Origin of the sequence: Hyphomonas beringensis, from assembly GCF_000682755.1 — a bacterium.
GTDB classification, from domain to species: domain Bacteria; phylum Pseudomonadota; class Alphaproteobacteria; order Caulobacterales; family Hyphomonadaceae; genus Hyphomonas; species Hyphomonas beringensis.
This window is the reverse complement of record NZ_AWFF01000061.1, coordinates 1-15724: the sequence shown is the minus strand read 5'-3', so window position 1 is coordinate 15724 and position 15724 is coordinate 1. Positions and strand designations below refer to the sequence as shown.

Genomic DNA, 15724 nt, shown 5'->3' with positions numbered 1-15724 from the left:
ATAACCTTGAGTTATTTGTCTCTCGATTGCTGAGAGGACACGTTTTTCAATCCAGATGGGCAGTATTTACTATATTGGGCGCGGGATGTAACCAGTGAAATTCGCAATTGTCGGCCCGGGCTTCATGGGTCAGGAGCATGCTCGCCGGATCAGCCTGATCAGCGGGGTCGAGTTGGCTGGCTTCGTGCACCCTAATGGTCAGCGAACCTCGCCAGCCGGGCTGGAAAGCGTCCCATGGGAACCATCGATCGAAAGCCTATTGCGGCAGACGCCAATCGATGGGGTCATCATTTCAACGCCAAATCGTTGCCACGCAGAATATATCGTTGAATGCGCTCGGCGTGGATTGCCAGTTCTCGTCGAAAAACCCATGACCGAGAATCTTGCGGATGCAATCTCAAGCCTCAAAGCAATAGAGTCGGCCGGCATTCCAGCTCTCGTCGGCCACCACCGCCTCTACAATCCGATAATCGAATGCGCGCAGCGCCTGCTCTCTTCCGAAAGGCTCGGCCAGCTAGTGAACGTTCGAGGCTCCGCGAAATACTTGAAGCCGCCTGCCTATTTTGTTGACGGGCCGTGGCGCAGCGAGCCAGGGGGCGGCCCTCTGAAAATCAACTTTGTCCATGACGTCGCGAGCGTGATGTACTTGCTGGGACCTATCGAAGCGGTTCAAGCTATCGCTTCATCGACTATCCGCAGGACGCCCGTCGAAGATACGGCGGCGGTTATCCTTCAATTCGAGAGCGGCGTGCTTGGATCATTCATGATCTCTGATTGCTCTGCTTCCGCCGAAAGTTGGGAAACGACCGCCGGCGAAAATTCTACCTTTCCCCACCACCCGAATGAAGCGTGTTATGAAATTTCCGGAACCAGAGCGTCGCTAAAAATTCCGACCTTGGAATTAATCGAGCCGGTCGCGGGCGCACCGTGTTGGACTAAGCCATATGAGAGACATCGCATCGCTGTGTTGCCTGCAGACCCATTGACGCGGCAACTGGAACATTTCGCTAGCGTCATCTCGGGCGAGGCGAAACCACGAGTGACCGCGAGGTTTGGAGCTCAGGTTGTCGCCGTGATTTCGGCAATAGAGGAATCGATCCTTTCGGGAGCGAGGAAACGGGTTCAGCCATGCGGATGAGTCAGGCCAGGGCGATTAGCATTGCTTTGGACACGCTATCGCAATCGGATCTCGCCTGACGTCGGGATGTTTGGCATGTCATTTGCTACAATTCTGTCTTTGATTCGTGCTTCGGAGATTGGGGGCAGTTTTGCAGTACAACGATGCCGTCGAAGCCTTCTTATTCCATTGTAAGTACGAAGGCGGATTCGCCGCCAACACCGTCACAGCTTACCGATCCGATCTACGGCACTTTGAGGCTAACGCTAAGCCCGTGGATATCCATCAAGCTGCACAGGTCGATACATTAAAAGCGTATCTCGCTTCCATGTCTTCGGAGGCCTCATTGTCTTCGGCAACAATCCGACGTCGGATCGCCTGTCTTCGGGCGATGTTTCGTTATCTCGCGGGCGAAGAAATCTCTAACGACCCGTTTCTCTCCTGGTCGCCAAGCCTGAAGCGTCCGAAACGTCTGCCTAGAGCAATCAGCAGCAGTGAACTCGTCGAGCTCCTAAAAGCGGCGAACTCCAGTTCTCCGACCGACAGCGAAACGGTATTTGCGATCTTGCTTATGAGTGCGACTGGCGTGCGCGTTTCCGAACTCTGCTCGATCACGGTCCGCGACGTCTTCTCAAGCGGTGATGGAATCCACGTACTGGGTAAGGGCTCCAAAGACCGTGTCGTCTATCTCGGCGATCCGGAACTCATAGCCGAACTTAAGGTCCGGCGTCAGAAGCGCCTGAAAGCGGCTGGTCCATCCGCATCACTGCTGGTGAATGCTCGCGGGGGCCAATTGCAACCTCAAATCGTGCGCCGGCGAATTAGCGACATGCGCGAGTCAGCGGAGTTAGAGAAAAACATCACTCCTCACATGTTACGACATACAGCGGCAACATTGCTACTTGAAGGAGGAGCCGATATTCGCTTCGTACAAAGACAGCTTGGTCATTCGTCTATCGCCACCACAGAGCTTTATACGCGCGTGAATGATTGTGCTCTGCGTAAAGCAGTTGTAACAGCGAAAGCTTTGCGGGAGGTCCGCGCCAGAATACCCTGACCGACGGACTGCGCTCACTCAATCGAGTTGCCGATATCTCATTTGCGGCCGTGCGCGGCGGGGATTTGCCGCAACCGGAGGCGACCCTCGGCTACAAGGTCAAGCGGCACAATAGAGCACCACCGGTTCATCTGCTAACTTCGGTTAGATGGAATATTAAAAGCTGAGTTAGGTGGTGTAGTCCGCTCGATGAGAGTTCCCCTTCGAGCACAAGTTCTTCCTGTGAGTCGGACCTAATGTGGTCGACGACAGATCGAAGGGCCTCGACGACCGGGTGGCTAATGTTCGCGGACAATTCAAGAAGGCGCGTTCCATGGCCCTCGATTTGCTCCAAGGCTTCCTCAACGCGTCGCCGCTCTGGGGCCGGGCGGTCATCCACGCCCAGACCGAATTTCAACACTCCCTCGATATCTCGCAGTGCGCGGAAAACAACCGCCAATTCCGACGGTATGAACACTGAATTAACTGGCAGTCGCGCCAAGAGATTGGAATCCGGGGGTGCGAGCAAGTTGGTAATTCCAGCGGCTTCTAGAGTCTTACCCACCATTGACCCCGGCGTCGCGCGACTGATCTGATAGGCGAAATCAGGGATAGCCGATCCATTTAGGACCGGCACAAGACACACATCGTCTTCAGCACTTAGTTTCGACCGAATGCGCTCTCCAATGTCTCGAGCGTTAGTGGTCCAGGTCTGAAGCGCGTCAAAATTCATAAGCGGAAACGTTGCAATGAAGCGCGTTCGCCAAAGAACACCGTCATCCGATGTGGGTGCAATCACCGCTGCGCCCGGCAATTCGTGAGCAACAAGCAGCTCCAGAGCCCGTCTCTGCTCATCCAACCGGGTCCGAAATGAAGCGCGCGATCCGCGCGCCGCGAGTTCAAATGCACCTTTCGGCTTGTTGTTCGCTTTTGGCCAACGAAGTCGCGGATCTTTCTTGGAAGCCACGGCTTCCAGGGCGACGATCTCAATGTTGCGGAGCAGACGTTCAATCGCTGTCAAGACTTCTGGCGGGTCGCTCCGAACAAGCTGCCATGGTTCCCCACTTGCGTTCTCACAACGCTCGATTAGATCACGCGCTCGCACTGCAATACGTGCAGCGTCTTTTGGTAGATTAGCAATGTCGGCACGAAACCGACCATTCAGCTCAAAAATCAGATTCTGAAGCGGCGTCAGGTGTCTCCCGGAATTCGAAGCGTCGGCTCCATCGTTGATCTTCGGCGGCTCGGCAGGCGCGATGAGATCATCACAAGCCCCGACGACGTCGTTCAGCTCGTCCAGCGTCGACTGGTCAAAGCGACGCGCATAATTGTCGTCGAGCAACTTGCTGAAAGCGCTATACCCGCGCTTGGCAAGTTCTTCACCGCGCGAAAGATAGTCCGACCAACTCGGAGCCCCGACTTCGCGGGCCACGGCATCGATCACGCGCCGGTTCGCCGATGCGAACGCGTGCGGGGGAGCATTCTCCCGAGGTATTCGCTTTTCGGCGTCAAGATGGAGCGATTTCGCTCCATCCGGAGCTACGAGACGAACATGAGCGAATTTGGCGTCGGGCACGAGACGCAAGATAGCGTCGCAATGTTGAACAAGCCGATCGTTTGGATTCTCTCCGTCAAGCAGCGCTGCTTCGAAGATGTCCCCATGCACAATTTTTCCATCCGCTGTTTGCTCTGTCGTAATCGGCAATGCGAAAGGCGTTTCTGATTCGAGGCGGGCGATCAGGTCTTGATCATTCGCGCCAGCCCCTCTCGTAGCCCAGCCTGCCGTGATGCGAGCGTCTACGCTCTCTGCGGCGTCAAATAGAGATACCACGTCCTCTATGGACATCAGTTCCAACGGAGGGCGCGCGGCGACGAGACGCGCGATTTCATTCTCATCGAGCGGCGCGCGAATCAATGCGCTCAGTACGACGGTATAGTCCTCCGCAGCCTCCGATGCCGTCGCTTCTATTGTCGATATCGCCGCATCCACTAGCTCCACTGGCGTACGGCAGTTGTCGACGGCGTGGTATAAGCCCCGCCCGTACTCCGCCAGCTTTTGCATTTCTCGAATGTCGGGCATGTCATTACCAGGCAAGGTGCCTAACATTGCGCATATCGTTGCAGCTTTCTTAGGAAGGCCAGCATGGGCAAGAGTTTGAAGCCAATCGCGGGCCGCGAGTGTGTTGTCAGCGCTTCTCAGTCCTCGGATCGCGCTGGCGGCGTCCGCAAGTGAATGGTTTCCGGATACTCGTGCAGTTAACGCTGAGGTCGCAGCGTCACGCTCCGTTACGTGGGTCGAAATCAATCCGTAAACAACAGGCTCAAGTGTTTGGGAGCTGGCGCATGATATGGCGGCGACCGCTTGCTCTGATCCGGTCGAATAACCGATCTCTTCCAGCGCGTGGCAGATTGCGCCGGCCCGTAGCGCATGCAACCCTGAAATTTCTGTTCCAGCCTCGTTGAGCCGTATGAGATGCTCACAAATCAGTCGCTCAAGCGCGCGCGACATCTCCGCTCGGTTAAGTCCCAATCTCTCCCTCAGAACATTGAGCGATACTGACCCCCGGTGCGCCGCGATTGGAGCCGCAATGTTCAAAATCGCAAGTTCAGGGTCGCGCTTTTCACTTAGACGCCTGCGAATCTGATCAAGAATTACAGCCTCCAGGCGATCTCCCTGAGTCAGGATGTGGCCATATTCCAGGAGCAGACCTTCTGATCGATCCCAAGGCTCCTCCCATCCAGGCCATTGCGTCTGTTCTCGGCTACGCAGCTCAGACCATAGCGATCGCGCCAGATTCTTGTCTCCAGCGGCTTTCACTTCAGAAATTTTATGACGCTCCACTAGTAGCGCGGTGTCTTCGGTACGCATCGAACCAATCATCAGCACATCCGGTTCTGTTGCGCAGAAAGAACGAAGAGCATCCCATATCTGAAGCTTTCCCCGTCCAATATCATCAACGACCAAACCTACTGGAGTCCCGGCATATGCTGCAAAGAACGCGGAAAGCACCTCCGGATTGGGAAGCGCGGATGAGTTCACGCTAAACCAGCGGCGGCCTGCGCGTTCCGATATGACGGCGTTCCACATCAACCCGGATTTGCCTGCGCCCGAAGGTCCGGTTACGACAACAACCCGCGTTCTCCCAAATGCTTGACGCACGCTGGCCGTCGCTTCCGGCCTATCCAATGCGAGGCCTGCCGCGAAATGACCCGGCTGAACATCTACTCCGAGGTAGAATCCGTCGTCCAAAACCGGCGTCAAAAAGTCGACGGGCGACAATACGCCCATACTAATAATTTTGTTCAGGCGTTCAGCATCGACAGCTCTCAGAACACGACTGGCAATGCCTTCCACCTCCGTCAAAGTGATCGATTTGCGATCCGAAAGCGTAAGCGGCCCATTCACGTCAGCCAGCTTCCCTACTTCTCTCGCGAAGGCCAGCGTAACCAAATCGGCAGCTAGCGGCGTCAGCCCTTTATGGGAGGTGAGCAATTCATTTGCTGATCTCGCGGGATCCCGTTCGATCAATATCGTTGATTTTCCTGCGTTCTCGCTTGGCGATGCCGAAAACAACTCATTTCCAGAAATGCGATCCACGTTTTCTTCGAAGGTTCGTTCCACTACCAACCAGTAATCGGATGCGCGGACGTTCGGGCGAAGAGCCCTCTTCCATAATTTTACCAAGGCGGAACGATCTTCATCAGCGGTGCGAGTACGTGCACCAGGGCGATTGGCCTTCGTGTCGACTAACGTAACGTGGTCGGCTCTTCGAAGCTCAAAATCATCGCTGCCTTCCGGCACCACTGCATCGAAGTCAGCCCTTTCGACAAACATACGAGCGAGGAACAAGGCGCCGACCCGGTCCTGGTACCGAAAACCGCGCCCGGCGTTAGAGCCAGCGGCCGGACCGTTTTTCTTTTTGGGACGCTTGCTCATTCGCTCGATCTCTAAATCTGTCCGCTTGTGTCACCGTCGGGATTCATTGAAATTGCGAACCGGCGATCTACGATTTGCCTCGGTCACCGCTTGCATCGTTTGCAAGGTTCTGAATCGCCTCGATCTGCATCAGGAGCGCCCCGAAATCATCGACGTCATCAAAAAGCAATCCGTCGCTGATCATCGCCTCATAGTCCTTGCGCAACTCGTCGAGGCGCTCGCCGGTCGGCACAAGGTTCAGTTTGCCCTGCACGGCCGCCGTATAGTCGATCTCGGTGTCGTCCGCTTTCTTCTCGCGAAAGAACAGCGATTTGTGCGTCGCGACAGCAGAAGCCAGCCCTCTATCCGCGATCGCCTTCTCGGCAACGCCTTTTCGGTGCAGCCGCGCCAGGTCGTGCCAGTGACGGGCGAAAGCCGGGCGTCCGCGATGCCGGCCGCCTTCGCAGAAGACGTGCACAGCTGTGGCCTTTTCCCAGAAGGTCCGTTCAGGGGCCATGGCGCGGACAGACGCTGTTGGAAATGTCAACGTCGGGAGGGCTGGCGCAGCGTCACAGGATATCTCGACCACCGACGCCGGTTCTCCCGTCGAGCGCGCTCCGAACTCGGCAACGACTTCAGGTTTGACATAGCCGCTGCCTGTGGCCGCAGGCGCAAATGCAATGGTCAGCTTTTCACCTTCAGCGGTCAGTTTGGCCGTCAATCCATCAGCCTTGAGTGCAACCTCAATCGCCGGCATGGCTGTTCCGCTCACCCATGCCGGAAGCTCTTCGCGAACTTTATTCGTCCATTTGGCGGCCTGGGAGCGGCTGGGCGGGATGCCGCCAGATGCTTTAGTCGCCAGATCCGGAATAAAGGCGGTGATGTCGTACGTCAGATCGATGTCTTCGGAAAATCGGTTGATGACATCATACGCTTTCGAGAGAGACGTCCCGCCCTTGAAGACCAGGTCGCCGCCGAACGGCGCTGAAAACAACTTGCTCAGTGTCCAGACGACCCACACATCCTTTTCGAGAAGATGCGCGGGCCGCCCGGTGACGTCAGCCGCGACCGCAAGCGCTTCGGCGCGCTCCGCGTCCGCCAATGACAGAAATGCCTGGAGCTGTTCGTCAGACGGCAAGGACGCTGATCTCCTTCGCCATCCATCCGGGCACCCGTGAGCGCATGGACAGGAGTTCCTGCTTCTCTTTCGCGTTCAGCGCGGCGCCGAGCCGGCGCGCCGTTTCCGGCGCATGCTCCCGGCCCATCCAGGCAAGCGCGCGCACGGCCTGGCCCGACCGTTCCAGGGGCCGCTGAAGCAGCCAGGCCGGTGCATGGCGAAGCTCGATTTTCTGCCGGCCAAGCGACAGCGAACGGCTGCGGCCCGATGTGAGATACACCGTCACCGCCGGGTTCTGCGTCGTGAGCCCCAGCATGTTGGCCGCCGCAGCGCCGCTCGGCGCCACCGCTTCTCCCGTATGCGCGGAAAGTTGTTCCACGAACTTCTCGGGCGACGGCGCGCGCTTGCCGAAACGCGAAACAACCGGGCGCGTATAGACGCCGCGACCGGCGCGGATCAACGCGCCGCGCTTCACCAGCCGCGACAGCGCCTGATCGATGCTCGCGCGCTCGCCAAGATGCAGCAGCGCCTTGGCCGCGACAGGCGCGCCTTCCGGCAGGCCTTCGGCGTATCGAAGGATGGCTTCAGTCGTGTTCATCTCGCATCTCCAACTGTCAGAAACTTAGGCCATTTTCTGACAAAATTCAAGGATCGGGTCCTTCTCACGGCCGGGCCGGGACGCAAGGGGTTGATAGAACCGGGTATTTATTCCCCGCAGGCGCGATCTCACCGCCCCCGGAATCCGCAGTTTCCATGAAAAAGGGCCGGATAAGCTGCCTTGACTCTCTCCGATTGTGAAGAACAAAATAAGAACATGAGAACCAAAGCCGACCTAACGCGCCTGCAAACCGTCGCCGCCGCCCAGCTGGCGGGAACGACCAGCCATGGCGAAATCCGCGTCGCCAGGCCTGTCCGGCTGGCCCGCGGCCGGGTGCATGAGGTGAGGGGCGATGGGGCCGACATCTTCGTCCTCGCAGCGGCCGCGGCGGCGACGGGGCCCCTCTTCTGGATCGGCGCGGCCCGCGAAATGAACACACTCGCGCCGACCGGCCTGCAGGGTTTTGTCGATCCGGCCCGGCTCGTGCTGACGGCCGGTCTCACGCGGGCCGAGACGCTCTGGGCCGGCGAACAGGCGCTCCGCTCGCGCGCCGCGCCTTGCGTCATCATCGAATTGCAGGACGGGCCGGACCTCAGAGAGAGCCGGCGGCTCCAGATCGCGGCGGAGGAGAGTGGGGCGATCGGCCTCGTCATCCTGCACGGCCGCGCAAGAACATCGGCGGCGGAAACGCGGTGGAGCTGCGAGGCCGCCGCCGGAGGGGGATGGGTATGGATCTGTACGAAAGCCAAGCGCGGAACGCCCGGCGCATGGCGCGTTTCGGCATTGGGGAAACATCATGCGCCGGACCTTGTCCCTCTGGCTGCCTCAGCTACCGCTTGACCGGCGCATCCGTCTTGGCGATGCGCGCACGGAAGGCGCGTTCGCCATCGTCGCCGAGATCCGCAACGCCTGGCGGCTGACTCATCTCTCGGACGCCGCACGCGAGGCCGGTCTGTCGGCAGGCCTTTCCCTTGCCGACGCCCGGGCTATCTGTCCGTCGCTCCTGACCGAGCCCGCCGATCCCGTCCGCGAAGAGATCCTCCTGCGCGCGCTCTGGCGGTGGGCCGATCAGTTCTCGCCGCGCGTCTCCCTCGACCCGCCAGACGGACTGCTTTTGGACATCGCCGGCTGCGCTCACCTCTTTGGCGGAGAGCCGGAGATGGCGGCGACGATCCACGAGCGCGCCGCCGACCTCCGGATCATGGCGCGTGTCGGCATCGCCGACACCAAGGGCGCCGCAGCAGCGCTCGCGCGCTTTGGACCGGAGCTTGCGACCATCGCCGCGCCCGGCAATTCCGCAAGCGCCCTCGAAGCCCTGCCGCTCGCCGCGCTCGGCCTCGATCCCGCGCTCGTTACCGATCTGCGCCGCACCGGCCTCCAGACCATCGGACAGCTCTACGCCGTCAAATCCTCCGAACTCGCCCGCCGCTTCGGGCTTGGCCTCACTTCGGCGCTCGAACGCAGTCTCGGCCGGACGCCCGATCCCGTAACGCCCAAAAGCGCCGATCCGGTTTACGCCGCCCGCGCGACCTTGCCCGACCCCATCGGACTTCAGGACGATCTCGAACGCATCATTCTGCGGCTCGCGGATTCGGTTTGCACCCGCCTTCAGACGGCTGGCTGCGGCGCGCGCCGCTACCGGCTCACCGTACGCCCCGTCGACGGTCCGGACGCAATCATGACTATCGGCTTTGCCCGCCCGGGTGCAGCGCCTGCCGCCGTCCTGCAGCAGTTCCGCACGCCCCTCGACAAGCTCCGGCTCGAATTCGGCGCCGACTTCTTCCGCCTTGTCGCCGAAAGCGTCGAGCCCCTGCATCCGCGCCAGACCGGCTTCGACAGACGGGACGAACGCCAGGACGATCGCACCGATCTCATCTCGACACTCGGCAACCGGCTCGGTTTCGACCGTGTACGAATTTACGCAGCCGTCGACAGTCATCTGCCGGAACTGGAATTCACGACGCTTGAAGCCATGGACCGGCCCGATGCGCCTGTATGGACGCCGTCGCCGCGGGCGCGTCCCCTGCGGCTCTACAATCCCCCGGAATATCTGCGCGTCGAAACGCCGGGACGCCCTCCGCTGAGATTCGAATGGCGCCGCCGGCTTTACGAAACCGCCTGCGCAACCGGCCCCGAACGTCTCGCCGGCGAATGGTGGCGGGACGGCGACGCCCGGCTGCGCGATTACTGGCGTGTCGAAACCCGCGAAGGCCCGCGGCTCTGGCTTCTCACCTGGCCCGGCGCGGCCACACCGGACTGGTTCGTGGCTGGGCGGTTCCCATGAGCTACGCCGAGCTTTGCGTCACCAGCAATTTCACCTTCCTCACCGGCGCGTCTCATGCTGAGGAACTGATCGCGCGCGCGAAAGAACTCGGCCTCGCCGCCATTGCGATCACCGACAGGAACACTTTTGCAGGCATCGTGCGCGGGCATGCGGCTGCAAAGGAGCTGGGACTGCGCTATATCGTCGGCGTGCGCCTCGTCCTCGCCGACGGGCCGGACCTGCTCGCCTATCCGAAATCCCGTACCGGCTACGGCAATCTCTGCCGGCTCCTCACCATCGGCAAACGCCGCACCGAAAAGGGCAAATGCGACTTACGCCTCGACGATGTCGTCGAATGGGGCGCCGACTGCATCTTCATCATCATGGGCGGCGATCAGGACGATCGTCATCATCATGATGGTGATGTTCCTGCTGCTGCTGCTGCTGCTGCTGATGATGATGATGACGCCGCCGTTGGCGATCATGATGACGATGGCCCCGACCGCAACGACGCCCACGACTACGGCAACAACGTCGCCGCTGCGGCCCGCCGGCTCATCGCGGCGTTCGACGGCGACGTCTTCATCGGCATCGCCCCGCGCTATGACGGCCGCGACGACACGCATTTCGCGGCGAGGGCGCGGCTTTCTGAAACAACCGGCGCGCCGCCCGTCGCCCTGGGTGACGTCATCATGCATGCCGGCAAGCGGCGCATGCTGGCCGACATCCTCTCCTGCATCCGCGAAAAGACGACCATCGACAGGCTCGGCCGCCGCGCGCTCCCGAATGCCGAGCGCCGGCTCAAATCCGAATTCGAGATCCGGCGCCTCTTCCGCGACTATCCGGCCGCCGTGCAGAACGCAGGCCTGATCGCCGAACGCTGCGTCTTCTCCCTCGACGAACTGAAATACGAATATCCCGATGAAATCGCCGACGGCATGGCGCCCAATGACCGGCTGCGCCTCTTGACAGAGGAAGGGCTCAAACGCCGCTATCCCGACGGCGAAACCCCGGCCGTGCGCGCGCTTGTCGAAAAGGAGCTCGCCCTCATCGCGGAACTCAATTACGCGCGCTACTTCCTCACCGTCCACGATGTCGTCGCCTTCGCCCGCTCGAAAAACATCCTCTGCCAGGGCCGCGGCTCGGCCGCCAATTCCGTCGTCTGCTACGCTCTCGGCGTCACCGAAGCCTCGCCCGAAACCATCTCCATGGTCTTCGAACGCTTCATCTCCGCCGCCCGTAACGAGCCGCCCGACATCGATGTCGATTTCGAACATGAGCGGCGCGAGGAGGTCATCCAGCACATCTACGAAAAATACGGCCGCCATCGCGCCGGCATCTGTTCGACCGTCATCCACTTCCGCTCGCGCGCCGCGATCCGCGAAGTCGGCAAGGCCATGGGGCTCTCCGAAGACGCCGTCGCCGCCCTTGCAAGCCAGGTATGGGGCACAAGCAGCAGCGGCATCGCCAATGAACGGGCAAAGGCCGCCAGGCTCGATCTCGCCGACCGGCGCCTGCAACAGACGCTGGCGCTGACCAAAGAGATCATCGGCTTTCCCCGGCATCTCTCCCAGCATGTCGGCGGCTTCGTCATCACCCGCGGACGCCTCGACGAACTCTGCCCCGTCGAGAACGCCGCCATGGAAGACCGCACCATCATCGAATGGGACAAGGACGACATCGACGTCATCGGCATGCTCAAAATGGACGTCCTCGCCCTCGGCATGCTCACCTGCATCCGCAAGGCCTTCGATCTTCTTCGCACATGGAAAGGCCGGACCTACGCCCTCTCGACGCTGCCGCCCGAAGACCCGGCCGTCTACGACATGCTCTGCGTCGCCGACACCGTCGGCGTCTTCCAGGTCGAGAGCCGCGCCCAAATGAACTTCCTGCCGCGGATGCGACCGCGCTGCTTCTACGATCTCGTCATCGAAGTCGCGATCATCCGGCCGGGCCCCATCCAGGGCGACATGGTCCATCCCTATATCCGCCGCCGCCACAAGCAGGAGGCGGTGACCTTTCCATCGAAAGCGCTGGAATCCGTGCTCGCAAAAACCCTCGGCGTGCCGCTCTTCCAGGAACAGGCCATGCAGATCGCCATCGTCGCGGCGGGCTTTACCGCAGGCGAAGCCGACCAGCTACGCCGGGCGCTCGGCAGCTTTCGCGGGCCGGGCTCCGTTGAAGCCTTTCGCGAACGCTTCGTGGCCGGGTGTCTTCAGAACGGCTATGACGCCAGCTTCGCGGAGCGCTGTTTCAAGCAGCTCGAAGGTTTTTCCGGCTACGGTTTCCCGGAAAGCCACGCCGCGAGTTTCGCGCTGCTCGTCTATGCCTCGTCCTGGATCAAGCGCCATCACCCGGACGTCTTCTGCTGCGCCCTCCTCAACGCCCAGCCCATGGGCTTCTATGCGCCCGCCCAGATCATCCGCGATGCGCGCGCCCATGGCGTCAAGGTTCTGCCGGTCTGCATCGAGCGGTCCTATTGGGACAATGTGCTCGAACCCGCAGGTGACGGATCGCTCGCCGTGCGGCTTGGCTTCCGGCAGATCAAAGGAGTCGCCGAAGAGGACGGTCACTGGCTCGCCGCGTCCCGCGGCAATGGTTATCGCTCGATCGATGCGGTCTGGCGGCGCGCCGGCGTCGGACGCAGCGTGCTCGCCCGGCTCGCCGGGGCCGACGCGTTCGCCGAATACGGCCTCAGCCGGCGCGATGCGCTCTGGGCCGTTAAAGGCCTCGGCGGCGACAGGCCCCTACCGCTCTTTGAAGCGGACGGCGAGGGCCTGCCCGTGTTTGCCTCAAACCTGCCGCTCATGTCCGAGCGCGAAGAAGTCTTCGAGGACTACGTCGCGACGCGCCTGACGCTCCGCGATCATCCGGTGAAGCTGCTCCGTTCCGAACTCGGCCGCTTCGCCAGCGCCGCCACCCTGCGCAATGCGCCGGACCGGCAATGGGTCACGGTCGCCGGTCTCGTCATCACCCGCCAGCGCCCCGGCACCGCGAGCGGCGTCATCTTCCTCACCCTCGAAGACGACACCGGCGTCTCCAACATTATCGTCTGGCCGAACACCTTCGAGAAATTCCGCAAGCAGGTGATGGCGGGGCGTCTCGTCCGGATTACGGGCCGCCTGCAGCGCGAAGGCATCGTCACGCATATCGTCTCCTCGCGCATCGACGATCTCTCATATCTCCTCGATACGCTGGGCGACTCCGACAGCGCCGGCATGGCGATCGATCCGACCCATGACAATGCCGACGACGTCAAGCGCCCGGCGCCCGCAGGCGAATACGGGCCGAGGCGGCCCGAGCGCAAGCCGCTCTCGGACGAGATTACGGCCGAGCTGCAACGGGCGCAGCAACGCCGCTACGGCGGCGCGCGCCATCCCCGCGAACAGGCGAAGAAGCTGTTTTACAGCCGGGATTTTCATTAGGGTACGGAATAGACAAGATTTTCCGGCGTTTGGACGCGTGGATCGGATGCAGGTCGGCTGGACGATCAAGCAGAGATCTGCCCCAACACGTCTGTGTTGGGCACAACATGTGGACATTCTATTCCGGCGAACATGTTCCCTGAACTGGCCCAGTTAAATTTCCATATCTGACCCATCCCGAATTCAAATTGGACAAGCGACGAATGTTCAAGTTTCAAACGGAGTGGCTGCTCAAGCTATTTCACCCAAAATTGCATTTTGGCTAGTGAAGATAGGATATATGATTTATGGTAACAACCAAACGAAAATATAGTTTTTGTGATCGCGAACCAGTGTTGTGGGGAAACAATGGAGCATCCGATCGAATTTCCGACCTATGAAGAACACATCAAAGACTTGTTCACGCAAGCAGATAAAGGCTGCATGAGATTTGCCTTGGACCTCTCAACCTATGACGGGGTCATGGAGAAGGCGAACCAAATCTTGAGCCGCGTAAAAGCCGGTACAATGCCGCCGCCTGATGAGAATCGCAGGTGGAGTGCGGAGCAGGTTGAGACCTTTGAAAACTGGGTCAAAAATGGGTTTCAGCGCGTTCGGGCCTATCTTGTGCGGCCTTCAAATAAACAAGTCGTCCGAAAGGATCTGCTTAACTTAACGGGCGAAGAAATTGCGTTGCTGCAGAAAGCGTTCCAAGGATTACGTGATCGAGATAGCGACATTTCAGATAAGTTCAGCTTCTTCAATCTCGCGGGTATTCATTGGTATCCCGGCCCCCGTCGATACATACACTGTCGCCACCACGACAATGAATATAATCCGTGGCATCGCGCATATCTAATCGTTTTTGAGAACGCCCTTCGATCAATCGAAGGATGCGAAACGGTTACATTGCCATATTGGGATATCCTGGGCGACGAACTACCTAATTGGGTGTTTGAAGAGCCCTTTTTTCCCTACTCGTATCCGCATGACTTGTTGGATTTTACCGGAGATGAAGTTGCAATAGATGCTGGGACGCCGATTCAAAGGTTTTCTGCCGCAATTATCAAACAGAACATTTTCGCCCGCCTGTCACCCGTTCCGAGCAGCATTAGCACCGCTCTAGCCGCTCCAACTTGGGAAAGGTTCAATGGCTGGAGCGGTAGCACATCTTTGCACAATGCGATCATTGAAGCGCATGACAATGGTCACGGAGCCTGCGGGCCGACGATATCGCGGCCTTCAACAGCTGCATTCGACCCCCATTTTTGGTTTTTCCACTGCAATTGGGACCGGCTGTGGTGGAAATGGCAAACGGAACACCGGGCGACATCAATCGCCCTCTTTAAATCCAAACTCGAAGAGGCAGACGGTTGGCTGGATAATAAGCCCTCAAATATTCTGAAACCGTTCAACGTTCGATCATTAGATATGATCGATTCCGCATCATGGAATGTCGGCTACGAGGCGCCATCCCGCGGCGAGCGAACCGATGATCGGACATTCGTAATGGCTAGCGGTCGAGCTTTAGGTGCGGAAGCATTCAAAATTTCTTCGCTTGAAACGGTGTCCGTACGTGTCAAGAACATCAACCGATTGAAAATTATTGGAAGTTTCGCGATTGATCTGAACGTCAATGGCGAGACCATACGCTCGACTCGAATCTTTCAGCCTGACGAAGCAAGTGAGTGTGACACTTGCCAGAAGAAGGGCATCTTCAGCAAAGACTTCCTCGTTCAACGAGATGAGCTTCCTCCCGGGGCGGAAATTCGCGTCAGGATTAGACGGTTTTTGATCGATGGCCGCGAAGAGGAAATCCCCCTGTCAGAAGCTGGCAATCCAAATATCAACGTCAGGTTCTTGCTCGATCAGGAATAATGACCTTGGTCAGATATTTGGGAGGAATAAGGCCTGTCATTAGAAATGACTGTCCGGAGCATCCGAGGAAACCCCAGCTTTCGAAACTTGTTTGGCATGGAGAGGGTGGCGGGCCCGACGCTCCGACAGCAATTAAGCTAATCGCTCCGTCTCATGCTCTTCCCTAAGCACGTCATGAAACCTGCCTTTCCAGGGAACTGTAAAGGAATCCCACACATCCGCCTTGTTGGTGTGCTGTTCTTTCATTTGAGCCATTGCCAGCACCTCTCCGTTGAAGCGCGCATTGATCAGACCGTAATGAGTGCTTTCGCCGCTCACCGCGCGGGCGAGCTCCGTCGAGAAGAACAGAGGAAAGTCGCCGCTCGTGTGCCGGCACAACGCGCCGACCGCATCGG

General features: G+C 59.4%; 10 protein-coding genes. 6 read left to right on the top strand and 4 right to left on the bottom strand.

Going from position 1 to position 15724, the window contains the following annotated elements; translation table 11 throughout:
- Positions 1 to 94 precede the first annotated feature (94 nt).
- Together HY29_RS14155 and HY29_RS14150 are read left to right on the top strand one after the other, a co-directional pair.
- Positions 95 to 1138: a Gfo/Idh/MocA family protein gene (locus HY29_RS14155; protein ID WP_034798081.1), complete on the top strand. Its 1044-nt coding sequence runs from the start codon at positions 95 to 97 to the stop codon at positions 1136 to 1138.
- Positions 1139 to 1268: 130 nt separating this feature from the next.
- The gene (locus HY29_RS14150) at positions 1269 to 2174 is read left to right on the top strand and encodes a tyrosine-type recombinase/integrase (RefSeq protein WP_034798080.1); all 906 of its coding nucleotides are present in this window, start codon (positions 1269 to 1271) and stop codon (positions 2172 to 2174) included.
- Between the two features lie 127 nt (positions 2175 to 2301).
- Here the strand turns inward: HY29_RS14150 and HY29_RS14145 are convergent, their stop codons facing one another.
- From HY29_RS14145 to HY29_RS14135, 3 genes are all read right to left on the bottom strand, one after another.
- Positions 2302 to 6090 carry a hypothetical protein gene (locus HY29_RS14145; protein WP_034798079.1) on the bottom strand — a complete coding sequence of 1263 codons (3789 nt, stop codon included), beginning with the start codon at positions 6088 to 6090 and terminating at the stop codon, positions 2302 to 2304.
- 67 nt (positions 6091 to 6157) lie between these two features.
- Positions 6158 to 7207: a nucleotidyl transferase AbiEii/AbiGii toxin family protein gene (locus HY29_RS14140; protein WP_034798077.1), complete on the bottom strand. Its 1050-nt coding sequence runs from the start codon at positions 7205 to 7207 to the stop codon at positions 6158 to 6160.
- Positions 7197 to 7784 (bottom strand): DUF6088 family protein, encoded by a 588-nt coding sequence (locus tag HY29_RS14135; protein ID WP_034798075.1) that lies wholly within the window; start codon positions 7782 to 7784, stop codon positions 7197 to 7199. The genes HY29_RS14140 and HY29_RS14135 overlap by 11 nt, the downstream gene beginning before the upstream one ends.
- 216 nt (positions 7785 to 8000) lie before the next feature.
- Here HY29_RS14135 and HY29_RS18620 point away from each other — a divergent pair, with 216 nt between their 5' ends.
- The 4 genes from HY29_RS18620 (at position 8001) to HY29_RS14115 (ending at position 15329) form a co-directional block, all read left to right on the top strand.
- On the top strand, positions 8001 to 8624 hold the full coding sequence (locus HY29_RS18620; protein WP_051601556.1) for an ImuA family protein: 624 nt from the start codon (positions 8001 to 8003) through the stop codon (positions 8622 to 8624).
- Positions 8581 to 10068, top strand: a complete 1488-nt coding sequence (locus HY29_RS14125; RefSeq protein ID WP_034798072.1) for a Y-family DNA polymerase — start codon at positions 8581 to 8583, stop codon at positions 10066 to 10068. Before HY29_RS18620 ends, HY29_RS14125 begins: the two co-directional genes overlap by 44 nt.
- Complete coding sequence (locus tag HY29_RS14120; RefSeq protein WP_051601555.1) at positions 10065 to 13472, top strand: error-prone DNA polymerase; 3408 nt, start codon at positions 10065 to 10067, stop codon at positions 13470 to 13472. The genes HY29_RS14125 and HY29_RS14120 overlap by 4 nt, the downstream gene beginning before the upstream one ends.
- A gap of 348 nt (positions 13473 to 13820) precedes the next feature.
- Entirely contained in the window at positions 13821 to 15329 is a 1509-nt protein-coding gene (locus tag HY29_RS14115; protein WP_034798071.1) for a tyrosinase family protein, read from the top strand.
- A gap of 132 nt (positions 15330 to 15461) precedes the next feature.
- On the opposite strand, the gene HY29_RS19390 is transcribed toward HY29_RS14115, so the two are convergent.
- Positions 15462 to 15724 (bottom strand): hypothetical protein (locus tag HY29_RS19390; protein ID WP_034798069.1); only part of this gene is annotated, 263 nt, incomplete at its 5' end.